General features: G+C 30.5%; 25 protein-coding genes, 2 pseudogenes and 1 other annotated feature. Of the genes and pseudogenes, 6 read left to right on the top strand and 21 right to left on the bottom strand.

What is annotated here, in order from left to right; all coding sequences use genetic code 11:
* Nucleotides 1-194 precede the first annotated feature (194 nt).
* Nucleotides 195-641, top strand: a complete 447-nt coding sequence (locus ABID96_RS09960) for a cupredoxin domain-containing protein (protein WP_192601876.1) — start codon at nucleotides 195-197, stop codon at nucleotides 639-641.
* Nucleotides 642-805: 164 nt separating this feature from the next.
* Nucleotides 806-1,267: a hypothetical protein gene (locus tag ABID96_RS09955; RefSeq protein WP_192601875.1), complete on the top strand. Its 462-nt coding sequence runs from the start codon at nucleotides 806-808 to the stop codon at nucleotides 1,265-1,267.
* Nucleotides 1,268-1,531: 264 nt separating this feature from the next.
* On the opposite strand, the gene ABID96_RS09950 is transcribed toward ABID96_RS09955, so the two are convergent.
* The 5 genes from ABID96_RS09950 to ABID96_RS09930 form a co-directional block, all read right to left on the bottom strand.
* Complete coding sequence (locus ABID96_RS09950; protein ID WP_192601874.1) at nucleotides 1,532-2,158, bottom strand: histidine phosphatase family protein; 627 nt, start codon at nucleotides 2,156-2,158, stop codon at nucleotides 1,532-1,534.
* A gap of 70 nt (nucleotides 2,159-2,228) precedes the next feature.
* A complete protein-coding gene (gene galE / locus ABID96_RS09945; protein WP_192601873.1) occupies nucleotides 2,229-3,224 on the bottom strand; it encodes a UDP-glucose 4-epimerase GalE in 996 nt (331 codons plus the stop codon).
* Between the two features lie 44 nt (nucleotides 3,225-3,268).
* Complete coding sequence (locus tag ABID96_RS09940) at nucleotides 3,269-3,412, bottom strand: hypothetical protein (protein WP_192601872.1); 144 nt, start codon at nucleotides 3,410-3,412, stop codon at nucleotides 3,269-3,271.
* A gap of 394 nt (nucleotides 3,413-3,806) precedes the next feature.
* Nucleotides 3,807-4,376 carry a DJ-1/PfpI family protein gene (locus ABID96_RS09935; protein WP_192601871.1) on the bottom strand — a complete coding sequence of 190 codons (570 nt, stop codon included), beginning with the start codon at nucleotides 4,374-4,376 and terminating at the stop codon, nucleotides 3,807-3,809.
* A 126-nt stretch (nucleotides 4,377-4,502) separates the two neighbouring features.
* Nucleotides 4,503-5,765: an MFS transporter gene (locus ABID96_RS09930; RefSeq protein WP_192601870.1), complete on the bottom strand. Its 1,263-nt coding sequence runs from the start codon at nucleotides 5,763-5,765 to the stop codon at nucleotides 4,503-4,505.
* Nucleotides 5,766-5,840: 75 nt separating this feature from the next.
* Nucleotides 5,841-6,092, bottom strand: a binding site (T-box leader).
* Between the two features lie 242 nt (nucleotides 6,093-6,334).
* Here ABID96_RS09930 and ABID96_RS09925 point away from each other — a divergent pair.
* The gene (locus ABID96_RS09925; protein WP_192601869.1) at nucleotides 6,335-7,165 is read left to right on the top strand and encodes a 5'-nucleotidase, lipoprotein e(P4) family; all 831 of its coding nucleotides are present in this window, start codon (nucleotides 6,335-6,337) and stop codon (nucleotides 7,163-7,165) included.
* A gap of 158 nt (nucleotides 7,166-7,323) precedes the next feature.
* Nucleotides 7,324-8,127, top strand: a complete 804-nt coding sequence (locus tag ABID96_RS09920; protein ID WP_192601868.1) for an alpha/beta fold hydrolase — start codon at nucleotides 7,324-7,326, stop codon at nucleotides 8,125-8,127.
* 113 nt (nucleotides 8,128-8,240) lie between these two features.
* Here the strand turns inward: ABID96_RS09920 and ABID96_RS09915 are convergent, their stop codons facing one another.
* The 8 genes and pseudogenes from ABID96_RS09915 to ABID96_RS09885 form a co-directional block, all read right to left on the bottom strand.
* Entirely contained in the window at nucleotides 8,241-8,840 is a 600-nt protein-coding gene (locus tag ABID96_RS09915) for a response regulator transcription factor (protein WP_192601867.1), read from the bottom strand.
* Nucleotides 8,841-8,845: 5 nt separating this feature from the next.
* A complete protein-coding gene (locus ABID96_RS09910) occupies nucleotides 8,846-9,976 on the bottom strand; it encodes a sensor histidine kinase (RefSeq protein ID WP_192601866.1) in 1,131 nt (376 codons plus the stop codon).
* A 112-nt stretch (nucleotides 9,977-10,088) separates the two neighbouring features.
* A complete protein-coding gene (desA, locus tag ABID96_RS09905; RefSeq protein ID WP_192601865.1) occupies nucleotides 10,089-11,117 on the bottom strand; it encodes a Delta(5) desaturase DesA in 1,029 nt (342 codons plus the stop codon).
* A gap of 274 nt (nucleotides 11,118-11,391) precedes the next feature.
* Entirely contained in the window at nucleotides 11,392-11,925 is a 534-nt protein-coding gene (locus ABID96_RS09900; RefSeq protein WP_192601864.1) for a hypothetical protein, read from the bottom strand.
* A gap of 163 nt (nucleotides 11,926-12,088) precedes the next feature.
* Entirely contained in the window at nucleotides 12,089-12,781 is a 693-nt protein-coding gene (locus tag ABID96_RS09895; protein WP_192601863.1) for a response regulator transcription factor, read from the bottom strand.
* Nucleotides 12,778-13,122 (bottom strand): annotated as a pseudogene (locus ABID96_RS20805) (sensor histidine kinase); the annotation flags it as partial. The pseudogene ABID96_RS20805 and the gene ABID96_RS09895, both read right to left, overlap by 4 nt.
* A gap of 80 nt (nucleotides 13,123-13,202) precedes the next feature.
* Nucleotides 13,203-13,689 (bottom strand): annotated as a pseudogene (locus tag ABID96_RS20800) (sensor histidine kinase); the annotation flags it as partial.
* Nucleotides 13,690-14,535: 846 nt separating this feature from the next.
* Nucleotides 14,536-15,198: an HAD family hydrolase gene (locus ABID96_RS09885; protein WP_192601861.1), complete on the bottom strand. Its 663-nt coding sequence runs from the start codon at nucleotides 15,196-15,198 to the stop codon at nucleotides 14,536-14,538.
* Nucleotides 15,199-15,402: 204 nt separating this feature from the next.
* On the opposite strand from ABID96_RS09885, the gene ABID96_RS09880 reads away from it, so the two are divergent.
* Nucleotides 15,403-15,774: a collagen-like protein gene (locus tag ABID96_RS09880; protein ID WP_192601860.1), complete on the top strand. Its 372-nt coding sequence runs from the start codon at nucleotides 15,403-15,405 to the stop codon at nucleotides 15,772-15,774.
* A gap of 51 nt (nucleotides 15,775-15,825) precedes the next feature.
* Here ABID96_RS09880 and ABID96_RS09875 read toward each other — a convergent pair whose 3' ends face one another.
* The 3 genes from ABID96_RS09875 to ABID96_RS09865 form a co-directional block, all read right to left on the bottom strand.
* Nucleotides 15,826-17,325, bottom strand: a complete 1,500-nt coding sequence (locus ABID96_RS09875; protein WP_192601859.1) for a diguanylate cyclase — start codon at nucleotides 17,323-17,325, stop codon at nucleotides 15,826-15,828.
* Nucleotides 17,326-17,481: 156 nt separating this feature from the next.
* Nucleotides 17,482-18,015, bottom strand: coding sequence for a GNAT family N-acetyltransferase (locus ABID96_RS09870; protein WP_192601858.1), 534 nt, complete (start codon nucleotides 18,013-18,015; stop codon nucleotides 17,482-17,484).
* 70 nt (nucleotides 18,016-18,085) lie between these two features.
* Entirely contained in the window at nucleotides 18,086-19,009 is a 924-nt protein-coding gene (locus tag ABID96_RS09865; RefSeq protein ID WP_192601857.1) for a DMT family transporter, read from the bottom strand.
* Nucleotides 19,010-19,232: 223 nt separating this feature from the next.
* On the opposite strand from ABID96_RS09865, the gene ABID96_RS09860 reads away from it, so the two are divergent.
* Complete coding sequence (locus ABID96_RS09860) at nucleotides 19,233-20,198, top strand: ring-cleaving dioxygenase (protein WP_192601856.1); 966 nt, start codon at nucleotides 19,233-19,235, stop codon at nucleotides 20,196-20,198.
* 64 nt (nucleotides 20,199-20,262) lie between these two features.
* Here ABID96_RS09860 and ABID96_RS09855 read toward each other — a convergent pair whose 3' ends face one another.
* From ABID96_RS09855 to ABID96_RS09835, 5 genes are all read right to left on the bottom strand, one after another.
* Nucleotides 20,263-20,724 carry an SAM-dependent methyltransferase gene (locus ABID96_RS09855; RefSeq protein ID WP_192601855.1) on the bottom strand — a complete coding sequence of 154 codons (462 nt, stop codon included), beginning with the start codon at nucleotides 20,722-20,724 and terminating at the stop codon, nucleotides 20,263-20,265.
* Between the two features lie 183 nt (nucleotides 20,725-20,907).
* Complete coding sequence (locus tag ABID96_RS09850) at nucleotides 20,908-21,609, bottom strand: hypothetical protein (protein ID WP_192601854.1); 702 nt, start codon at nucleotides 21,607-21,609, stop codon at nucleotides 20,908-20,910.
* Entirely contained in the window at nucleotides 21,606-22,481 is an 876-nt protein-coding gene (locus ABID96_RS09845; protein ID WP_192601853.1) for an ATP-binding cassette domain-containing protein, read from the bottom strand. Before ABID96_RS09845 ends, ABID96_RS09850 begins: the two co-directional genes overlap by 4 nt.
* A 12-nt stretch (nucleotides 22,482-22,493) precedes the next feature.
* Nucleotides 22,494-22,865, bottom strand: a complete 372-nt coding sequence (locus ABID96_RS09840) for a GntR family transcriptional regulator (RefSeq protein WP_192601852.1) — start codon at nucleotides 22,863-22,865, stop codon at nucleotides 22,494-22,496.
* A gap of 205 nt (nucleotides 22,866-23,070) precedes the next feature.
* On the bottom strand, nucleotides 23,071-23,919 hold the full coding sequence (locus tag ABID96_RS09835; protein ID WP_192601851.1) for a P-loop NTPase family protein: 849 nt from the start codon (nucleotides 23,917-23,919) through the stop codon (nucleotides 23,071-23,073).
* Nucleotides 23,920-24,030 lie beyond the last annotated feature (111 nt).

Genomic DNA, 24,030 nt, shown 5'->3' with positions numbered 1-24,030 from the left:
TCAAGTTTCACGCAACTCCCATAGAAGTCTTCGCACCTTCTATTCCGATTACGCTTGAACAGGCTATTCTCTTTTCATACTCTTAAGATATTAAGTTAAAATCAACAATTAATATTAACAGAGCCTTTTTATTAGACAAGTTCTCCATCCCTTTTGCATATTCTATTAAAAAGAATTGATTAGGAGGAACTATTATGCATTTTGTTGTCATTAAGAAAAAATGGCTTCTTTTTAGCTTTGTTTTCATTGTAATAGGTTTAAGTGCCTTGTATTATTTATTCCCTAAAACCGTAGAGACTACAGCAAAAGAAAAACCATTAGAAACTGTTGAAATACATATGGTTACAGGTGAATTTTCTACCAAACTTAATAATGGTTCAGAAATTGAGGCTTATCGCTGGGATCCTGGGACGATCAATGTTGAGGAGAATCAAAGAGTTGTTTTAAAATTGCATGGAATTAATGGTATGGAACATCATTTTCATATAGAAGGTACTAATGTTTCTGGGGTAGTAAAGAAAGGCGAAACAACAGAAGTTGCGGTGCAGTTTAAAAAAGAAGGTACTTATCGATTAGTTTGTGATACCCACTCAACAACTGAAGATTCCGCTCCGATGATTGCTTATATAGTTGTAGATTAATAGTATAGGTTAAAGATAGTATTATTAAAATTACTATCTTTTTTTCTTTTTATTCATACTTACATTTCATGCTCATATTAATGAGTTGAATCAAAAAAATAATAAACGATTCTTATTTTTCTCTAATTCACCAAGGATTACCTCACTAGAAGGGAATGATTTAAGTGCTGGAATGGGCGAGTATTATATTAACAGTACTATTATCTAGTTATGTCATCATTGTCTCAACTAAAAAGAAAAATAAACTTTCATGCACGGTAGGTAAAATGGCTAGTATGACGAATTCGATGATGGCTAGTGTTACAATTGGTACAGTCTTAGGAATCATGCTTCAATCAACAGATTTGTCCATTCCTACTATTATTTCAGTCATGATTGGCATGTCAATCGGTTTTTTAACTGGAAGGCCAATTTCACAAATGGCAGCTCTAGAAGGTATAACGGCAGGAATAATGGGCGGAATGATGGGAGCTATGTTAGGTATGATGTTACAAACAACCTATATGGAACTCATGATGTATTTTCTTGATGTAATCTATGTGATTGTTATGATTTTATTAATAAAAGTAATTGATAAGGAAGCAAATAAACAAGATGATACTATGAAATCTTATAAAACGATATAATTTATAAAAAAACACCGCTAATTTATTTTTTAACGGGTTCGGTTTTGAAGCACAAAAACACAATTAGCAACTGGAATCATAATTAAATTTGCACCTGATTGACAAGTGCATATATAACCTTCAATTTGCCAATAACCCATTTTATATTAATAAAAAGAAGCAGTCCATTTAAGTTGCTAATTGGACTGCTATTTAATGTATTGCTTACTCTTTTGTACTCTCAAACCGAACCCGTTATTTATGTTTTGGGGTGTTTTTAAATTACTAGCTTTCTTGTAAATGTGCCGTGTCGCAAAGTAATTTAAGGTTTAAAAGCTCATTTTCAACATCTATTTCTATATGGGTTAAACAAGTACCATGTACAAATGGGATATCCCAAAGTTTTTCAATAGGCGAGTTTTTAAAGTATGCAATAATAGTCGCAACGATGACTGCATGAGTAACGATTAAAACATTTCCGTCTTTATTTGTTTCAATAATGTTTTTTAATACTTCTTCAACTCTTTTTCTTACATTCTTTAGGCTTTCTCCATTATGAGGTAGGTGGTTATACGCACTTGGAGATTCCCATAGTGATGAAAACTCTTTTTCAAATCGTTCAGTAATTTCAGATTTCGTTTTTCCTTCCCAATCACCAAAATTTATTTCTCTTAAATTTTCATCGAGGAAGATCGGAATATCATTTTCTCCTGATAAGATTTTTGCAGTATTCAAAGCCCTCATACTTGGACTTGAATAAATAGACTGAAAACGAATTGCTGAGATTTTTTGACTGAGTGCCTTCGCATCATTGATACCCTTTGAAGTTAAAGGAGAATCCTTCCATCCTTGTAATCGATTTTGAATATTCCACTCTGTTTCACCATGTCTTGTTAAATAAATATGTAGCAAATTTATATCCCCCGAACATTAAAAACTATCGAATAACAAATAACGCCAATTTTATTAGGCGATAGTAAAATTACTTATGATTTCTTTGTTCATTCCATTTCATCGCATCTTTTACGCCTTCTTCTATTGATAATGACGCAGACCAATTTAATAGTTTATTTACTTTTTCAACATTTGCAAAAGCCCCAGCAACGTCACCTAATCTAGGTTCAGTTTCAATTTTTTCGATTGTTTTTCCGTATACATTTTCAAAAATAGAAATAAATTCCTTTACTGTTATCCCATCGCCTCTTCCAATATTTAAGACGAGATACGGTTTTTGAGGTTCATCTGAAAGTTCAAATGCATTCTCAAAGTTTTCAACAGCTTTTACATGAGCCATCGCTAAATCCCAAATATGAATATAGTCTCTTATGCCTGTACCATCTTTTGTTGGCCAATTCGTACCTGTAATCTTAAATACTTCCCCTTCATCTGATACGGATTTTAATAACTTACCTAGTAAATGAGAAGGAAATTTGATTGTTGCACCAGTACGCATTTTCGGATCTGCACCTATTGGGTTGAAATATCGCAATGACATCCCACTAAGACCATATGCATAGCAAAAGTCTTCGAGAATCATCTCAGTCATAAACTTAGTTCTAGCATAGGGACTTCTTGGGTTTAATGGTGATTCTTCTGTTACGACCAAATCAATTGGATCGTCATAAATAGATGCAGATGAGCTATAAACGATTTTGTGATACCCAAATTCTTTTAAGTTTGTAAATAAAGCAATTGATTTTGTCACATTTTCTGTATAATAATCACTTGGATCCTTAACAGAGTCAGGAACAACCGTCATCGCTGCCAGATGAATTGTAAAATCTATATCTGGATGATCGGTAATAATTTTCTTCAGTAACTCCTTATCTGAAATATCTCCTTGATAAAAAATTTTGTCAAAAGTAAAATCCGAGCGATTATTTTTGTCTAAAATGACTGGAATATGTCCGTTATCAATTAATGCATAACACACAGTACTTCCTATATAACCAGTTCCGCCAGTTACTAATATTTTCATATGTATTTCTCCTAATTTTTGTATAGAATGATTATTTTATCGTATTACTTCTCCAAATTTCTACGCTCAAATAACAGTCCTACAATTATTCCTAATAATATATTTGTAATAAATATTGGTTGAAATGAATGGTTTTTCGAGAATATAAAAGTTAACACACCTGCTATTACTCCCCATAAAATCGGCATAAAATTATCTCCCCACTAAAAAATTGTTATTAATTTGAGCAGACCTGAATAATATTCATCGCATTATAATTAAGACTCAAATAGTTATAAGTAAATCAGTTTGTACCAATCTTTGTTCACATTTTACTCAAACAGATAAAGAATGCAATCTTCACCATATTTTACCATGAAAACATTATTCTTTAACTTTTTATTCCTTTTAAAAAATGACTTTTACTTTCTTATCTTAAATTGATTGTATTAATGGCGTGTATGGCAAGTTTCTTTTTAGATCGGCAATTGTGGTTGAGATATCTTTTATAGTCATCAGCCTCTTACGTTACAGCAATATAATTACGTATAAATATAATGAATATTAAAGTAAAAAAACGATTCCAATTAAGAATCGTCTCTTTTAATTTATTGAAGGAACTGCAAAGTATTTTAATGGCTCTTTATCATCTTCTGAAATTGTTCCAAGTGCACGCAACACTTCTTCAGCAAATTTTAAATAATTTGAGCCTGTTGCTGTAATAACATTTTGATCTATCACAAGATAATCTTCCCGTTTATTTGTCCAATTTAACACGTCTGTGTACTCTGTATCTTCTTTGGAAAGAGAGGCTGTGTAGCTTATTTCATTTAAAATGCCCGCTGCTCCTAATAATGCTGGACCACCACATATTGCACCAATCATTTTATTGTTAGTATAAAAATCTCTTATTAACGAAAGTAGTAATTCATTTTCTAATAAAGGATATGGTGAGCCTCCTGGTATTAATAAAGCTTCATAATCATTACTATTAATATTTTTAATCGAATGGTCTGTTAAAATTTTTAAATTCCCTGCAGAAATAATCGGTATATCATTAGTATTTATTGAAAAAGTTTCTAATTGTATTCCTTTGCCCCTTAAACATGTAATTAATATTGAGATTTCAAACTCTGCAAAAGAGTCATAAACAAACAATAATACTTTTTTCATTATTATACTCTCCTAAAATATAAATATTTTTTATTAAATTAATACTAGAAATTATAATAATAACATAAATTATTCATTTTTCTAATTAATCAGATTTCTGAACAACATAAACATGTCACACGTAAATTACAGATAGTTTTTTTTCTTTGGGAAATAAGTCATTCTCGTTTTTATTAATCTTTTCTCAGCAAAAAATAGAATCATTAAAAGTAAGATCACTGAAATTAAAAATAAAAAGATTGAAGCACCGATGACGATTTTTTGTAAAGAAATACTATTTGTTAAGGATCCAAATAAGATTGTAAAAATTATGATGAAAAATGCTTGTAAAATACCAAATAGACTACCAACTCTTCCCATTATTTCGACAGGTATTTGTTTTTGGTAGTACGTATCAAATCCAGTATTTGCGAAAGATAGCGCAAATGAAAGTAAAAAGAATCCTAACGAAGCAATTTTAAACTCATTTGAAAATGAGTAAATGAGATAACCAAAGGATAAAAATATAGATCCATAACCTATTAATTTGCTAGAGTCGCATCGATTCGCAAAAACTGAATTAACAACAGACCCAATTACAAATCCTACTCCAGCTATACTTACTAGAAAGCCGTATTTTGTATTTGATAGATTCAACACTTCTTTTGAAAAAGCTACTTCAAGTGAATCAACTGTTGTTGTCATGATGATAATAAAGTAAAAAAGTATAAATATGTACACCATTTTCATTTGTGATTTGCAATATGTAATAACTAGATGCCAATCTTTTCTTAGTATTTTGAACCCAAATTTTGTATTCGAGAAACCTTGCTTTTCTTCCTTCTCAATATTTGGTAAGAAGAAAGTTAATACGCCAGACAAAATTAATGTCATACCATTTATGATAATTGCAAAAGCTGGTGAACCCATCATAAAAAGTAAACCTGCAACTGATGGACCAATTACAAATGCACCAGAACCTACTAAACTACGAAATGAGTTAAATCGTTGCCTTTTTCCTTCTGGTACAAACTTGGTCATATAAATCATCGATGCTTGATAAAAAATTTCTCCAGCCATATTAATAAAGAAAACAATAATATAAAGAAACCACAAGGATGAAATCAGAGGTAAGATGATGATCAATAGTCCTCTAATAATATCTAGAGTAATCATGATTTTTCGTTTATTTATTCGATCAATCATGCTACCGCTCCAAAAATTAGTAAATAAAGTAGCTAATGGTTTTAAAATATATAATATTGAGACAGCAAATGCTGAAGAAGCTGTATCAAGAATAATTAAATTAAGTGCGATGAAATAAATCCATGCACCTATATTTGACAGTCCAATGCTTGATAACAAAATAAAAATGGACTTCTGTTTATTGAAATAATTACTTTTAAACATCATATACCCCCTGACTTAATTTGTAAAAGAATGAAAACTTCCCAACAAAAAAAATCTCACCTCCAAGACCGTTGTCTTGGGGACGAGATTTGAAAGTCGCGGTACCACCCCAGTTTGTCAATATGTCACCATATTAACCTCTTTAGGTATTTTAATATATAATACCTACGCTCTATAACAGGAGCACCTGTCACATTATCCTCTAGAAATTCTGATTCCAATGTGAAGCTCAGAGACTTGCTTCAATAAATCATTCTTACTCCTTTTCAGCTTACGGAGCTCTCTGCAAAGAAATCATTTATCTACTCTTCTCTTCATCGCAAAATAATTTTTTCAATATTAACATTAATTAGTTTAATAGTAAATGATATTTTTTTAAAAAAATTCCTATAGTGAATAGTAAATTTGTATATTTTGTAGGATTTTGGAAAAAACAACGTTGGGAATATCTGTCGATTTTACGACTTTTTTTCTTAAGTTTTTGAAAAAATAAAAGCGCTTATCATTTTATTTAGATTGGTGACGTAAAAACGTTTCTAATAAAATAAACTTTTCAAAAGGAGAATATCATGAAAAAAACATTAGTTTCAGCTTCAATCGTTGCTGCATTTGCCGTTGGGTCTCTTGCAGGAATAAATATTAGTCGTGCGGATTTGCAAAAAAGTACACAAGAACACTTAGTAATGGCTACAAACTGGTTCCAAACATCTGCAGAAAATAAGGCATTGCAAATTCAATCGTACAATGTAGCAAAAGAAGAGCTTGCAGAAACAATGGTTAAGAAGATTGCTAAGGATAAGAAAAATAAGAAAAAAGTTAAACCTGCTGCAGTTGTATTAGATATTGATGAAACAGTATTAGACAACTCTCCTCACACTGCATGGACAATTAAAAATAATGTTGCATATCCTGAAGGTTGGGATGAATGGATTCATATGGCTAAAGCGGAATTGATTCCAGGAGCGAAGGATTTCTTACTAACAGCAAAAAAATTAAAAGTAGATATTTATTACGTTTCTAACCGAACAGAAGCAGAACGTGCTGATACAGTTAAAAATATGAAATTACATGGATTACCTAATGTAGATGAAAAGCACATATTATTAAAATCAACAACATCTCAAAAAGGACCGAGACAACAAGAGATTGCGAAAACGCATGAAATTGTAATGTTAATTGGTGACAATGCAAACGATCTTTCTGATATTTTCTATAAAGCAGATTTAAATACTCGTTACAATAATGTTGATAAAATTGCAAAAGATTTAGGTACTAAATATATTCAACTTCCAAATCCGATGTATGGTGACTTTGAAGGTGCTATTTATAACTATGACTTTAAAAAGACTGACGATCAAAAAGCAGCTGATCGTTACAACGCTTTAAAACCAATGAAATAAATACTTCCTAAGGGTTAGTGAGACTTAATGCTCCACTGCCCTTTTTTGTTTCGTTATTTCCCCTTTTCACCTTTTACTTTAGGCATTATCTATTTTCATTTGTAATAAATTATGAATGAATAGAAAATGAATATAATTCGAATTATGGGGGTCATTTCATGCCTTATATTGAAATTAACGCAAATACGAAACTTCATTATGAAGAGTTTGGTGAAGGTCAACCGGTCATTTTTATACATGGTGTGATGATGAGTAGTAAATTTTTCTATAAACAAGTACCCTATTTTAAAGAAAATTATCGAGTCATTACACTTGATTTACGTGCTCACGGACAGTCAACACATGTTATGGATGGTCACACTGTAGCTCAATATGCTAGGGATCTTAAATACTTTATTGATAAATTACAATTAAAAGATGTTATATTAGTTGGATGGTCGATGGGTGCGTTTGTACTTTGGGATTATGTAAATCAGTTTGGAACAAAACAAATTAAAGCTTTAACGATTGTTGACCAATCTGCGTCAGATTTTATATGGCCAGATTGGGAATTTGGCGCTTTTGATTTCAATATTTTAAAAAATGTTATGCAATCTATTCAAGAAGATCAACATACCTTTAATAGTGAATTTATATACGGGATGTTTAAAGAAAAACCTGATCCGGATGATCATAAATGGATTTTAGAAGAAATGAACCGATTGCCTGCTTCAATCGCAAGTACAATCGTATTTAATCAAACTGCAGTAGATTATCGTGAAACACTGGAAAATGTAAATGTCCCAACCTTAATTTGCTTTGGTAGCGCTGGTTTTTTTCCATTAGCTGCAGGTGAATATATACAAAGTAAAATAAAAGGCGCTAAGTTTGTCCCTTTTTACAATAGTAGTCATTTATTATTCTTAGAAGAAACGGATAAATTTAATGCTGAACTAGATTTATTTTTTAAAAGTTTACAATGATCATGTTGAAAATAAAAAAAGCGATTCTTAATTGAATCGCTTCATTTTTTATACAAGTATGAAAGTATAGAAAGTCAGACTGTTCGATAACGAGTTTATCGGATAGTCTGATATTATTTAAACCAACCTTTTTCTTTTGATTGTTTAATGGCTTCAATTCTATTTTTAACTTCTAATTTATCTAAAATCATTGATATATAGTTTCGTACGGTGCCAGTTTTCAAGCTTAATTCATCAGCAATTTCCTTAGTGTTTTTTCCGTCTGCTACAAGGTTTAATACCTCTATCTCGCGTTCTGTTAAAGGATTCCCCTCACTATAAACATCGTCCATTAATTCAGGAGCATAAATTCGTTTCCCATTCATAATACTACGTATCGAGCTTGCTAATTCTTCGCTTGGGCTATCTTTCAGCAAATAACCTTTTACACCGGCTTTTAATGCTCTTTGAAAATATCCAGAACGGGCAAAAGTTGTTAATATAATGACTTTACAATCAAATTTTTTTAATTCTTCTGCTGCTTCAAGTCCAGTTTTATTTGGCATTTCAATATCCATAATGCAAATATCAGGTTGCAATTGACTTACAAGTGAAATGGCTTGTTCTCCATCAGATGCTTTTCCAACAACTTCCATATCGTCTTCTAAATTTAGCAAAGAACCTAAGGCCCCTAACAGCATTCGCTGATCTTCAGCTATCACTATTCGAATCATTTAAGCTACTCCTTTTCAATCTGTTTTACATCAATTGGTACTTTCATTATAATAGTTGTCCCATTTTGATTCATGACATCTAGAGTACCGTTTACAAACTCAAGTCTTTCTCTCATTCCAATCAGACCATAGCCTTTTGTGAAATTATCCTTTGTTGTACATCCTATTCCATTATCCTTAACGCTGATGATTAGTTCATGGTTAGTTTGATGTAAAGAAATTGAACAGTTTGTTGCTTTACTATGTTTCACTACATTTGTAACAGCTTCTTTTAAACACATACTCACAATATTTTCAGTTAAAAGTGATACTTTCGTAAGCGTTAACTCTTCATCACATTCAAATTCGATTTGAGCTGCTAATAAAATCTGCTTCACTCTTATGATCTCATCTTTAATTCGAATACCTCGCATTTGAGATACTATCTTCCGAACTTCATTTAATGCTGTTCTTGCAGTTTGCTGTACATCTCTTATTTCATTTTGTGCTTGTTCAGGATCTTTTGTAATCAATTTGCGTGCTAAATCACTTTTAAGTCCTATTAAGGAAAGTCGCTGACCAAGAGTGTCATGTAAATCTCTCGCGATTCTTTGTCTCTCCTCTAACTTTACGAGTTCAGAAATTCTTTTATTGGCATCTACCAGTTTTTCTTCTAATTGGCCTCTTTCATTTCGACTATGAATACTAAAAGGCAATAAAATAACACTGATCCAAGTGATGACAACAAATGGTAATTGTTTAATCATAAAATCTTCTTGAAATATAATTGTAAGGTTGATAGAAATTGTTGTGATTACTAGGTGAATAATATATAAAGTTAAAAAAGTAACGCGGTTTTTCTTATTACCGATTAAATAAGCGTTAAAAAAAGCAAAGTATACATAACTAAATTGAATTGTCATAATGATTGAAATACTAATCAAAATGCTTGACCATAAATAAATTGACCAGCCTTTTGAAATATATGCGATTCTATATAAAACAAAAAATGATACCGTTAGTATGACGCCAAAAACAATTTCAATTGTCGAGGGAGATGAAAGAAATATAAAATAAAATGGCAAGATACTTAAAACAGTCCAAATATATGGAGAAATTCCAGTACTTTTTAAAAAAATGAAATATCTTTTTAACATGAAGTTGTCCTCTTTTTTTAGAAATAAAAAATTGAATCATTTTTAATTTTAACATAATTCCAGACTGTTCGTTTTGTTTAAGTTTATTGATTGAAAGACATAAATCAAAAGCTCAGACAGAGTCTGAACTTTCGCGATTTACATTATACATTGCTTTTAACTCTTTAAAGCTTATAAATTTTTTATTTTCCTGATCCCATAATCGGAATTTTAAAGATGATAGACTTGTTTTCAGTGTAATTGTTGGAACGTTTTGTAATGGTAATGTGTTATTATGAACATCCTCTAAGTGATAATTTGGAACTCTAGGACTTAAATGATGCACATGGTGATAACCAATATTTCCAGTTAACCATTGCAATAATTTCGGAAGCTTATAAAATGAACTTCCTTCAACTGCTGCTTTAACATAATCCCAATTTTCGTCTTCTTCAAAGTAAGAATCCTCGAATTGATGCTGTACATAGAACAACCATATTCCAAGTGCTGCACTTACGAAAAAGATAGGCCCTTGAATGATTAAAAAGTTTTCCCATCCGATTTGCCAACAAAATAACGCTGATAATCCTACGATGGCAATATTTGTTATATAAGTGTTTAATCGCTCTTTTAATTTTGCATTTTTTGCGTTAAAACGATTTGTAATGAGTACAATGTAAATTGGTCCAAATCCAAACATAATCAATGGGTTACGATATAGTCTATATGCAAGCTTCGTCCAAACAGATGCTGAAACATACTCTTCTACAGTTAAAACCCACATATCACCAACGCCTCGTTTATCTAAGTTACTACTCGTTGCATGATGAATTGAATGACTATGCTTCCATTGACTAAAAGGAAATAAAGTAACAATTCCTGTAATGGTTCCTAAAATTTTATTAGCTGTCTTGTTTTTAAAGAATGATTGATGACAACAATCATGAAAAATAATAAAGATTCTAATTAAAAATAAGGCTGCAGCTAAATCAAAAATCAATGTTAAAAAAATTGAAGTGGATAAACTTTTATAAGCAAGTATCCATAAAATAATAAATGGTACAAAGGTGTTAATCATTTGCCATACACTAGCTTTTAAATTTGATTTTTCATAAGGGATAATTTGTTTTCGCAAATTCTTTTGATTTTGTTGTTGTGACATTTACTATTTCCTTTCTTAATTCAATACTTAGTTTTAAGATGTAATCCTAATTATAAATAGTTAGAATATACAATGGTAGTAGCAGGCGTCATATGTTAGATATGACAAATGTCATATTGCCCATAATCGTTTTCAAAATTTATACATTTAGTGACACAATATAATTTTTTATATTTTCCTCATATTTATGCTATTAAATTAAAATTAAAAAGTGCATATCAAAAATTAATGGAAATAAAAAAGCAATACTTCTAAAAGTATTGCCACATGTTGATCATGATTTAATCATTTCCAATTTCTTATTCTTTTTAATTTTACCAAATGGTTTAAAGTACGTAACAATGGTCATTACAGTCATGCAAGTTAAGTTAAATATACCTGTAATAATAATAGATAACCAAGATGTCTTAAAGTCATTAGAGGATAACGCATCTATTCCAAGCTGATTAGCGTATTTAATTAATATTGCAAACCAATCATTTATAAAAAAGATCCCCAAAAGAATAATTAAAATCGTTAAAACAAGTTTAATCACGACCCAATAATATTTAACCAGTCCCCACTGGGTCCAAATAGATAATAATATTCCAGTAATGAGTGTAGCAAGTGCAGGAAATTTTAATAATGTTTCATCGATGATATGCATGCTTGATAATGTATAGATTAATTGACTTCCGTTTTCTGCATTTTTCAAGTAAAAGCCTAGTAAAATAAGACTCAATGTTGCTCCAAACCAAGCGCAAAATGCAATTACGTGTATACTTACTAAAATATTTTTTTTAGTTAAATTTATTTTCTTTTTAGTCATCTTTATTCCTCCATTAACTAATCTTTATGTCTCAAATCATAATCAATAAATATAAAACAACTATTATTAAATCCTTAAATTTTCCTTAAATTAACTCAGTTACTTTCATAATAAAAAATATATTTTAATATAAAAAAACCGCCAAACTTGTTGTTTAGCGGTTTTACATATTTGATTTGAACCGATATCCTGCACCCCATACGGTTTCAATATAATCTGGATTTGAAGGATCATTTTCAATTTTTTCTCGGATCTTTCGAATATGTACTGTCACTGTTGAATTATCCCCAATCGAATCAAACCCCCATATCCGATCAAATAAATGATCTTTACTAAACACTTGATTCGGATTTGAAGCAAGAAACGTTAGTAAATTGAATTCTTTTGTCGTAAAGATTTTTTCCTCACCTTCAACGAAAATTTTTCGTGACTGCTGATTGATCAATAATCCCCCAACCTGTAATTGGTTGTCATTTTGATCTTTTTGAACTAAACGATTATATCTTGATAGATGTGCCTTTACTCTAGCTACTAACTCACTTGGACTAAATGGTTTGACAATAAAGTCATCAGCACCTAAACCAAAGCCTCGTATTTTATCAATATCATCAGTTTTAGCAGAAACCATTAAAATTGGAATTTCTTTACTTTCACGAAGTTTTTTACATATTTCATACCCGTTTAGATCTGGAAGCATGATATCTAATAATATAAGGTCAAACTGTTCATGAAGGGCTTTATTTAAACCATTTTGACCATTCGTCTCAATTTCAACTATCATTCCTTCAATTTCTAAATAATCTCTTTGAAGCTCAGCAATACTTTGGTCATCTTCTATGATTAAAATTCTGTTCATACTATCTCCTTAATACCAGTAACCTTATTTAATGTAAGATAAATACTTGTATAAACACCTTCTTCACTTTCTGCCCATACTTGTCCACCATGTTCTTCAATTATTCGTTTTACAATTGCAAGTCCAAGTCCGGACCCACCACTTATTGCATTTCTAGACTGATCAACACGATAAAATTGATCAAAAATATAAGGTAAAACTTCTTCAGAAATTCCTTTTCCATTGTCCGTACATTCAATAATCACTTTTTCATTTTCTTCAATTAATTTTATCGATATATTCTTTTCTGACTTATCCATATATTTTAAACTATTTTGGATGACATTAGTAAATACTCGCTTAAATTGTTCTCTTTCCATCATCACGAAAATGTCATTATGTTTGCTAACATTTTCATAAGTAATCATGACTTGAATATTGTCTAAATCAAACTGTAACTCTTCTATACGATCTAATAAATAATGATGGATATTTACATCTTCAAAATGAAATGGTACACGCTTTAAATCTAATTTCGAATATAAGAAAAGTTCATCAATTAAATGATCCATGTGTAAAGTTTTAGTATGAATTGTTTGGATATATCTTTCCATTTTCTCTGGTGTATTCGCAATACCATCTTGAATTCCTTCTACATATCCTTTAATTGAAGTCATAGGCGTTTTAAGATCATGTGATATATTTGCAATTAATTCTTTTCGATTTTCTTCATACTTTTGTTGTAATTCAGAGGATTCTTTTAGGCTTTTTCTCATTAATTCAAAACTTTGTGCTAGTTGACCGATTTCATCCTTACGATAAGGCTCCATTTGAAAATCTAGATTACCCTCTCGAATTTTTCTTGCAGCATCATTCAAGCCTGTAATTGGTTTAATGATACTTTTTGATACAAAATAAGACAGTAAAGCATTCGTAATGGCAAAGATTGGGATAATGATACCAAAACGGAAAAAATAAAATGCATGTGTCCGTTGCACACTGTCTGTTGGATCAAAAGAATTGAAGTAAAATATGTCCAAGATTATTTGCAAAAGAATAAAGGTTATAATTGGGATAACAATCATTGCAATGTTTGAAAATATTAAGCGTTTACGTATTGACAATTTACAACCAACTTTCATGTTTCAATATTTTTCAAGTAAATGTCTTAAAACTATTGTAAATCTTAATCATAAAAAATTAAATGGACCTTATATAAATCTTAAGTAATTCTTAAATCTGCACTATTAAATTAAAATAACAATTAAATAACCACTAAAAAAAAAGCTATCACGAAGTCAATTTGACATGAGAAGCCTCTTTTATTTTAGAGTATATAATTTCTTACTTATTTGGTTAGAGATGACTGTGTTGATTTCCACTCCAGGCTGCTCGCTTTCCGTGGGGCGAGATCTGAGCCTCCTCGGCACGCCTCCGGGGTCTCAGACTTCCCGCTATTCCCACAGGAGTCGAGCAGACTTATATTGTTGTTTTTTAAAAAAGTTACTATTTGGCATGTTAATTTAATTTCTATATTGTTAGGAACACTATAAAACTCAATAAATTAAGACAACTAATTTTTGTAATAGTTATCCTAACTCATTTTATTTTTTGTTTTCTCCCTGGTCAGAAAACCTTTTAATTATGTTCTGACATCATTTTGATATAAATCTTAATTACTATTTTTATAGGAGCCGTTTAAGACTTATTTTATATATTATTATGTAATAAATGATTCAAAATTTCTCAGCTTAGTTTAATATATTTAAACAAATTTATGAAAACTGCTCAATGATTATTGGAATTTCTAATAAATCATCAACCAAAAATTCAGCTTGAAAGTCTTTCCAGTAAGTATCTTTTTTCCAAATCACTTTCATACCAGCATTTTTACCACCATTGTAATCATTTTCAGGATGATCACCAATATAAACTGCCTCTTCCGGTAGTACATCAAAAAATGTAAGCGCACGATGAAACAAGATTGGATTTGGTTTGCTTAATCCTTCTTTTTCTGAAATTAAAATAATTGGAAAATGAGTTTCTAACCCTAACGCCTTCAGATTATCCATTTGAAATTGTTCTTTTCCATTTGTAATGAGTCCTAATCTATATGATTTTTGCTTTAATTCCTGTAACATTTCAAAAAGATTCGGAAATGGTTCACAGAAATGTTGAAAATTATGCAAGTAATCTTCTAATAAATCTTCAAACTTCACACCTTTAATATCGAATTCTGCTAATAATTGTTTATAAACTTGATCTTTCCATACATACCCTCTATCATCTAATTCAATAAATCTTGTACGATATTTATCTATTGAAATATGTGAAAAATATTTTTTAAACCTTTCATATTGATCATTAATAAATTTGATCAGTGATGCTTGACGATTTAGAAGTGTACCATCTAAATCAAATAGAACTACTTTAATCATTGAATTTTACCTCCATAAATTGAATTAACTCAAAAGTTTCATTGACTAATAACTAATATCTTGATTGTAATCAAATTTATTTTCAATAATTAGTTACTTTTTTACGAATATGAATTTAAAACATAGTTATTTAACCATTCGCCCAAACAATCACACCCAATTCCTCATACTTTATAAAGATTGATAACGAAGGAGTTGATATGAATGGATTATTATCCACAATATAGAGTGTTTCCTGGTCAACCAGGTGGGTTTCCAGGCCAACCTGGCGGGTTTCCAGGTCAACCGGGTGGGTTTCCAGGTCAGCCGGGCGGCGGGCAACATGGTGCACCAACGTCCCCTCCACCATCTTTTGTACCCCAACAAACAAGTGCAAGTTTATTTGCAGTAGATCCGGGAGCAATTGCAGGTTGTCGTTTTAGAAATACTTATGTATGGCTAAATAATGGCGAAGCTTTTTGGTTTTTCCCGACATTTGTAGGACGTAGATCAGTTGCAGGTTTTAGATGGTTCGGATTTTTCTGGTCATACTTTGGAATTGATACAAACCGTATTAGATCGTTTACTTGTTTCTAAAAACTATAAAAAATCCTTGTGCCTATAGCTCACAAGGATTTTTTTTTAGTATTAAATAAATATTTCATTGTCGATATGATAAAAATGAACTTGATTTCTTCCATTTAATTTAGCTGTATACAATGCTTTATCTGCGTAATCAATTGCATCTTCCATTTTCATCGATAAGTTAGGAACCACTGACACGACACCCATACTAATTGTAACGAATTGATTAACACCAGAGTTCATATTTGGAATTTTAAGGTCTAATACACTTTTCCGTATCTTTTCAGCTATAATGTATGCTCCCTTTTCATTTGTATCACATATTCCGATGAATTCTTCACCGCCAAATCGTGCACAGAAATCTGAAGTTACATCTAATGTTTTAGAGACTGTATTCGCAACAATTTTTAAACACTTATCTCCTTCTAAATGACCATATGAATCATTAAACTTTTTAAAAAAGTCTATATCAAAAATGATTAGAGATAATGGTTTTTGTGATGCTTGCGCCTCTTTCCATTTTAATTTATACATCTCTTCAAAATAACGTCTGTTAGGTATCCCTGTTAGACCATCGGAAATAGAAAGTTGATGAAGTAATTTATTAGCTTGTTGTAGTTTTCTTTCTGTGTTTTTTTGCTCAGATATATCTCTAAATACGACCATCGTCGCTTCTATAGTTTCATATATAATATTAGACTCGGAGAATGATAGATCTACTGCTTTTCCATCTAGACGGGTAAATTTAGTATCTTTTTGTACAATAGTATTTCGAAATTGACTAAATATTTCAAAGCTATCAAATGATTTTGATGCTAGATTCGGATCTAATAAATGAAATATGTTGAGACCGATTAAGTCTTTTGATTTTTCAGTACCTAATAATGTTCCTGCTTTTTCATTCGCTAACATGATGATACCGTTTTTATGAACTAAAATCCCATCTGGTGATGTTTCAATTAAACTTCTATATCTTTCTTCACTTTCTTTTAATGCAAGCTTTATTTCTTCATTTCTATTTAAAAAGCTGATAAACACAGCTATAAATAGACTACCAATCAAAATAAAACTTTCACATATTGGCATGATAGGGAAAAGTTGATGTGAATATTTTATATGCTGATAAAAGAAGAATGAACTACTTAGAATTATTACGCATAGAATCATATAAATCCATTTAAACCAGTAATTTTTTACTAACTTCGAAATGAATCCACTCATGATCACATTAATGGAAATAGTAATGAATGCAAAAATCGACCCTTCATTAATTCCGAAGTATGACATACGAAAGGCTACTATGATCATACCAGTTATGATAGCTGCTCTAAAGCCACCGAAATACGCTGCTGATATAATAGCGAGTTGTCTAAAATCTAAGATATTAATTTCAAATACATGAATTCCAAACAAAATTAAGATAATGCCGAAAATACCATGTATCATACCTACTACAATATGAAACTTATTTGGCAATTTTTGGCGTAATATACTTTGAAGTCGATGAAAGCCAAACAAGAAAAATATGAATAACGAAAAATTTAAAAATAAATCTTTTATCATTTTTAGCACCTATTTACATTCAATATAGCTGTTCAAGGACATTGTTCCTAATGGAAAATTCAAATTCATAACTGAAGACAACTTCAATATAAGAACAATCCCTTCTCATAAAAACATTAATAAACAACTTGTACGAAATAAAGTACAAATAAGCTTTTATAGAAACAATCCCATTAAGACAGTATGATAGTATCGTCTATCAATAAATGTATCTTCTTTAATAATTCCTTCAATCTCAAAACCTAGTTTTTTATATAAACGAATGGCTTTTGAATTTTCTTCATTACAAGTCAATTGAATTTTCCTCGTGATGGCATTTTGTTTGGACCATTCAATAAGGTATTCCATTAAACTATTTCCTAATTGTAATCCCCAATATTCCTTTTTAATAACAATGCCTAATGTTCCAACATGCTTTGTACGTGCTGCTTGACTAGAATGAATCGACGCAATGCTGATGATTTGTTCATTTAATGAAACTAATAGAATGATCGTATTCTGTTGTTCTTTTGAATTCGTTAAAAATGTTTTATATTCTTCAAGATCTCTCTTAAATTCATTTTCGCCAAAAGATAGAAAATTCGTTTCTCCTCCGACAATATTATAAAAATCAATGATCGATTGCGCGTCATCCTTAGAAGCTTCCCGAACGTTTACAATCAGATCGTTTTTTAACTTTATTTTGAACATGTCAATGACTCCTTTTCAAACAAAAAAGAGCCGCATTTGCAGCTCACTACTTCGTATTTTATTGAATAATTTATTTTCCATTATTCATCATATCATATTGCAAATGATTTTCCATTTTATTCTCTATCAATTTTTTCTTTTCGCTTGTAATGACTACTAAGGCAGCACCAAGTAAAACAATCGCACCACCCATTAATTGTAATAATTTCATGTTTTCATTTAAAAGAATAGTAGAAAAAATAATCGTAATAACTGGTTCCACCATACTTAATATTGCACTTTTTGTAGGTCCTATTAATTTAATGCCTGCAAAAAAAGATGCCATTGAAATGACGCTCGAAATGATTGAAATGCAAAGAATTGATAACCATCCAACAATACTAAAATGAAATTGAAGTGTATTAGTACTAAAACCAACAATTAAAAAGGAAATTGCGGCAAACAAAGCTATAAACGCACTTGTCACTAAAGGTGGCACTTGTAATGTCACTCTACCACCTACAATAATATAAATTGAGTAAACAATTGCAGCACCCAGTGCTAGTGAAATGCCAAATATATTCATATGGTCTGTTGGCGTTCCTAAAACTAAAAGAATACCAAAAAGTGAAATAATCATAGAAATAACCATAAATTTTGTTAGTTTTTCTTTATTAACAAAAAATGAAAGAATTGCAACAAAAACAGGATATAAGTATAAAATCAATGCAGCTAAAGATGCGGGTATGTACTTAATCGAACTAAAATAAAAACTAGATTGTAAAGTATATAGTACGCTACCTAGAAGAAAAAATGTGAAAAATTGTTTCTTCGTGATTGAAACAAATCCTTTCTTCATAAATAGATAACTAAAAAAGATGATCGAAGCAAATGAGAATCGTAGAAATAACAATGTATTTACACTAACTTGATGGTCATATGAATAAATTGCAAAAATAGGCATCAAACCAAATGCTGTCGCTGACAAAAGTATTAAAAAATATCCTAAATACATCGCTATTCCTCCTAGAATACGTATTAACTAAAATAATATTTTGAATTTTAAATTAATTAAAGTGTAACATACATACCCCTATTTACAATTCAATTTTTTGATCATATTGCATTTTGTATATCTTTTTAAATTTAGGTTTACTTTAAAGAACATAACATCGCATTAGCATTTCAACATGACAAAGCGTAAAATAAGTATATAAATTCATAAAGGACTGATGAAGATGGAATTATTGGGAATACATCATGTATCATTACTTACTGGAAAAGCAGAAAAAAACTTTGAATTTTATACAAAAGTTTTAGGTATGAGACTTGTTAAGAAGACTGTAAATCAAGATAATACGTCTAGCTATCACTTGTTTTATGGGGACGCGAAAGGAAATCCAGGGACAGAAATAACCTTTTTTGACATTCCTGGATTAGGTAATACATATCATGGTCATACTAGTATTTCAACAACATCATTACGCGTACAGTCAACAGAATCATTACATTATTGGAAGAGTCGATTCAATCTGTTAGGGATTCGTCATGAAGAAATCAGTAAAAGAGCAAATCGTAATACACTAGCCTTTCAGGATTATGAAGGAACAAGACTTATTTTAGTTGCAGATAATGGAGAATCAGGTGTTCCAGCTGGAATTCCATGGAATCAAACAGATATTCCTCTCGAGCATGGAATCGTAGGATTAGGACCTGTAACCTTAACAGTCAAGGATTCTGCGCCTACATTAAAGACGTTAACCGAAGTTTTAGGTTTCAGACATATTGGTACATATCCATCTCCTTCTGAAAATCAACCTAATATTGACGTATTGGCAACTGGAATTGGTGGTTCTGGCGCAGAAGTACATGTAGAAAGTCGCCCAGATTTACCTAGAGAAAGACCTGGACGAGGTAGTGTTCATCATGTTGCATTTCGCGTGCCAAATGAAGATGAATTTAATAAGTGGGCTGAAAAGATTACATCATTAGGTTACATAAATTCTGGAAAAGTCGAAAGATATTACTTTAAAGCACTATATTTTAGAGAACCGAACAATATTTTATTTGAATTATCAACTGATACTCCTGGATTTGCAGTTGATGAAACAATTGAATCTTTAGGAGAACAGCTAGCTCTTCCTCCTTTTTTAGAGCCAAAAAGAGCTGAAATTGAAGCTAGTTTACGTCCATTAGAAATATAGGATCAGTTACTAAAAGAGAAGTCACTTCAGTATCCAGTGACTTCTCTTTTACTAAATAAATCATTTAATCCCAATATTTCTCCATTAATTCAGTTGACCAATTTGGTTGTTTTATTACTCCTTTTGGAAGAAATTCTTTCATAATTGGTTTTATATCAATAATCGGTGTTCCATTGATTGCATCCAATCCCTTGACAGTAATTGTGCGCTCATTTTGACTCAAAAGTTCAACAGACGTTAAGCCTAATTTATTTGGACGGTTTTTCCCTCTTTGAGAAAATATCCCAACTTTTGGATAACTTGGATTATTCCTTGGATGTCTAGCATTATATTGAATTTTATCATCAGAGACTTTATCAAAATAAAAAATTATCTCTAAGTGTGAAAAATCGGTAATCCCACTTAAAGCTAATTCACTAACCTCTTCAACTAATTCAATTTCGGAAATGATAGAACCCCAATGATCGTCTTCTATTTCTTGTCTAGAATTTTTCACATAAGCAATTGGTTTAATTGTAAATGACATAATTGATTCTCCTATTGTTTAGTATAATTTGATTATACAGAAAATTAACTGAATTAGTAAAATTGATACGATCCTTTATGTACAAATCGAGAATTTTATTGATATGTTAGAATCCTATTCTACTAAGTAAGTTCGTAATTTGTATAAGAAAAAGTATGCCTTAATTGGCATACTTTTTTAGTTTTACGCTCTACTTTTCATTTTTAATGGTGCATTTTTCATCATTGGGAATGTTAAGGACTGTAGTATCATTCCAACAATACCTAAAATAGTAAATGTCATTAATACATTATTTTCTAAGATCCAACCAAAGATTGTTGATATATATCCAGTAATTGAAGATAAGGTAATTATGATACTGATACCTACTAGTAAAATTAAAAAATTTAATACACCTAATCTTCTGATCAGAACTGCAATTAGAGATGATATCCCAAGAATGAAAAATCCAATCATTAAATCAATCCAATAATATGAGAAAAAATGATAATTTGTTGAATACCATTCACCAGCATGAAAAAAGTGAAATTTATTAATACCTTTATCAAATAAAAAGTTCATTATTAAATATAAAAGATTTAAAAATGTAATACTAGCTACAACCATAAGATAAGCCATCACATTATATGACTTTAAAAATTGTACCCTTGTACTACCTAGTCCAATAGCAACCTGAATTGGAATCACTAAACCCGCGACAGCAAATGTACAAATCCCTCCAAAAGTTGGCCCAAATAAAGCAGCTTCAGTTCCTGATGGAATATTATACATAACACTAATTGAGAGATAAATGACCGATAATCCTAATGTAATTGTGGAAAATAACATAAAATACCAACGTAAGTCATCAAATATTAATTGATAAGTACCCTTAATTGAACTCATGATTTCACCTCAATCTTTCTATCCGTAACATTAATTAAATAATCTTGTAAACTAGCTTTTTCAATTGTTAAATCATGTTCCGAAGCGATTGTTTTCCAGTGATTAGAATAATTTTCATCGAGCATCACTTTTAGCGTGGAACTGATTTTAGATGTTTCGATTATTCTTGTATTAAAAGTAACCTGTTCGATCAATTCACTATTACCTGATAAAATAACACCTTTTTCTCTCATATCTTCCATTTGTTCATGGAATAAAACTTTTCCATCTTGAAGCACAATGAGTGATTCGCAAAGTGGCTGAATTTCTTCAATATGATGAGTAGAGATTAAAAATAAACGTGGTTGTTCTTCATAACTCTCTAATAATGCATCATAAAATATTTTTCGTTTTACTGCATCCAACCCATTTGTAGGCTCATCAAGAATTGTAATTTGCGCATTACTTGCTAAACCTAAAATGATTTGTGTAGCAGTTTTCATTCCTTTTGAAAATTTAGTGATTTTTTTCTTATATGGTAGCTCAAATAAATCGATTAGTTTTTCAGCAAACTCTTGGTTCCAATTCGGATGAAAATAGCGACCAAATTTACATACGTCTTCAATTTTCCAATTTTGACCAAAAGGATGATTTTCTTGAATATAACAAATATTTTCTAATGCGGCTAAATTATTATATGGTTCTTGACCTAATACATTTAATTGACCTTCTAATGGTTTATAGTGTCCCGCAAGTAAACTCATTAAAGTTGTCTTCCCAGATCCATTTCTTCCCCATAGACCAATAATGTTTGGTTCAGTTTCGTGTAAATTAAAATTTGATAAAACCGGTGTCTGTTGATAACCATAAGTCAAATTTTTAATTTGGATCAATCCTTACTCCCCCTATTTTAAATCCATTTTTTTTTTTATCAATTCAATTACCATTTGTTCATCAAGATGAATACGATTTGCTTCCTTTAGTAAAGGAGCGACATATTCATCATAAAATTGCTCTTTTCGCTGAATGATTAATTTCTCTTTTGCTCCTTTAGAAACAAACATTCCAACACCTCTTTGTTTATAAATAATTTCCTTGTCAACCAATGCTTGGAGTCCCTTTCTAGCTGTTGCAGGATTAATATTATAAAAACGTGATAATTCATTTGTTGAAGGAACTTGCTCCTCCTCCTTAATTCTACCGTCAATAATTTCATCCATAATTAAAACGGCAATTTGGTGAAATATTGGCTGAGATTCATCTAATGTTGGTTTCATTAGCAGCTTCCTTTACTTGTTAGTTGTTTAGTTAGTTACTTATGTAACTAACTATACTACCTAATAAATGATATGTAAAGTATTTCTAAAAAGTACGCCTAAATATAAAATCTATTTTCAAGTAGAAAATAGATTTATTAGACTGGCTTGGTGCTATTGAAAAATATAAAAGCCCTACTTCAAAAAGAAGTAGGGCCTAATTTTATTAAAAATATATACGAATAAGATTCTCTAAAGTAGATTGATAACTTTCAAGATCATAGTTAGAATTATTGACAACTTCCTTTTCTAAACTTAGTTCTTCTAAAATGTTAACTTCAAGCTGTTTTCTTGCCTCAAGAATTTTTATTGTTCCCTCTAATCCGTTAAAATCATGTTCACTTCCAAATGCTTGATTTACATAATAATTTACAAATCCATCAAACCATTCTTTTGGTCTTTCATTTATAGCCTTATTGAATGAAAATTTCAAATCATCTTGCCTTACATAAAGTAACAGTGGGTCTAGTGCTTCAATTGCATTTTCTAAAGATTTTATATAATGGATCACTTTTTCTTTGCTTACATTATATTTAATCATTCCAATTGTTATTGGATTTTGAATAAAACAGCATTCAAAAATAGTTACTTTATCACTTTTTTTTGCTTGTTCAGCAAAAGCTTGCCATCTTTTTTCGATCAAATATTGATTTTGTTCAAGTGGTAATTCATATATATCCTTTTTCATGAATGAATCTAATAATTCAGGTGTTAGTTCTAAACCTAATTTGTGCTGTAGTTTTTGATATGGAATTAAAAAAACAGATTCATATTCTTCCATATGATGTTTTATCATTTCATCTTGTAGCTCATGTTTTAATAATAATTGTTCCATTTCTGACTTCGTAAAGAACGCTACTCCTTCAAAGTCAGCAGGATGATTTACATCACCTTCTAAGAACAATTCAGCTTCTACATTCTGTTCTTTTAAAATGTTATATACTAATCGTGCAGTCGTTGATTTACCAAATCCAGGTAATCCCTCAACTAATATTAATTTTGGTTTTGTACTCAATACAGTGTCCTCACTTTAACTTTTATGATTTTTTTATTTCAAGCTTGTGTACTCCACTGTATTCACCTCAAATTTATTTAATATACTACTAGTATACTAGAAATTACGCCC

The organism is Gottfriedia sp. OAE603 (assembly GCF_040543965.1).
Taxonomy (GTDB): domain Bacteria; phylum Bacillota; class Bacilli; order Bacillales; family Bacillaceae_G; genus Gottfriedia; species Gottfriedia solisilvae.
Note: the sequence above shows the minus strand (reverse complement) of the source record. Positions and strands in the feature narration are given on the sequence as shown.

Coding starts and splice junctions, on each gene's coding strand:
- ABID96_RS09960 (WP_192601876.1), top strand. CDS start 195: ATGCATTTTGTTGTCATTAAGAAAAAATGGCTTCTTTTTAGCTTTGTT.
- galE (WP_192601873.1), bottom strand. CDS start 3,224: ATGAAAATATTAGTAACTGGCGGAACTGGTTATATAGGAAGTACTGTG.
- ABID96_RS09940 (WP_192601872.1), bottom strand. CDS start 3,412: ATGCCGATTTTATGGGGAGTAATAGCAGGTGTGTTAACTTTTATATTC.
- ABID96_RS09935 (WP_192601871.1), bottom strand. CDS start 4,376: ATGAAAAAAGTATTATTGTTTGTTTATGACTCTTTTGCAGAGTTTGAA.
- ABID96_RS09930 (WP_192601870.1), bottom strand. CDS start 5,765: ATGTTTAAAAGTAATTATTTCAATAAACAGAAGTCCATTTTTATTTTG.
- ABID96_RS09925 (WP_192601869.1), top strand. CDS start 6,335: ATGAAAAAAACATTAGTTTCAGCTTCAATCGTTGCTGCATTTGCCGTT.
- ABID96_RS09920 (WP_192601868.1), top strand. CDS start 7,324: ATGCCTTATATTGAAATTAACGCAAATACGAAACTTCATTATGAAGAG.
- ABID96_RS09915 (WP_192601867.1), bottom strand. CDS start 8,840: ATGATTCGAATAGTGATAGCTGAAGATCAGCGAATGCTGTTAGGGGCC.
- ABID96_RS09910 (WP_192601866.1), bottom strand. CDS start 9,976: ATGTTAAAAAGATATTTCATTTTTTTAAAAAGTACTGGAATTTCTCCA.
- desA (WP_192601865.1), bottom strand. CDS start 11,117: ATGTCACAACAACAAAATCAAAAGAATTTGCGAAAACAAATTATCCCT.
- ABID96_RS09900 (WP_192601864.1), bottom strand. CDS start 11,925: ATGACTAAAAAGAAAATAAATTTAACTAAAAAAAATATTTTAGTAAGT.
- ABID96_RS09895 (WP_192601863.1), bottom strand. CDS start 12,781: ATGAACAGAATTTTAATCATAGAAGATGACCAAAGTATTGCTGAGCTT.
- ABID96_RS09885 (WP_192601861.1), bottom strand. CDS start 15,198: ATGATTAAAGTAGTTCTATTTGATTTAGATGGTACACTTCTAAATCGT.
- ABID96_RS09880 (WP_192601860.1), top strand. CDS start 15,403: ATGGATTATTATCCACAATATAGAGTGTTTCCTGGTCAACCAGGTGGG.
- ABID96_RS09875 (WP_192601859.1), bottom strand. CDS start 17,325: ATGATAAAAGATTTATTTTTAAATTTTTCGTTATTCATATTTTTCTTG.
- ABID96_RS09870 (WP_192601858.1), bottom strand. CDS start 18,015: ATGTTCAAAATAAAGTTAAAAAACGATCTGATTGTAAACGTTCGGGAA.
- ABID96_RS09865 (WP_192601857.1), bottom strand. CDS start 19,009: ATGTATTTAGGATATTTTTTAATACTTTTGTCAGCGACAGCATTTGGT.
- ABID96_RS09860 (WP_192601856.1), top strand. CDS start 19,233: ATGGAATTATTGGGAATACATCATGTATCATTACTTACTGGAAAAGCA.
- ABID96_RS09855 (WP_192601855.1), bottom strand. CDS start 20,724: ATGTCATTTACAATTAAACCAATTGCTTATGTGAAAAATTCTAGACAA.
- ABID96_RS09850 (WP_192601854.1), bottom strand. CDS start 21,609: ATGAGTTCAATTAAGGGTACTTATCAATTAATATTTGATGACTTACGT.
- ABID96_RS09840 (WP_192601852.1), bottom strand. CDS start 22,865: ATGAAACCAACATTAGATGAATCTCAGCCAATATTTCACCAAATTGCC.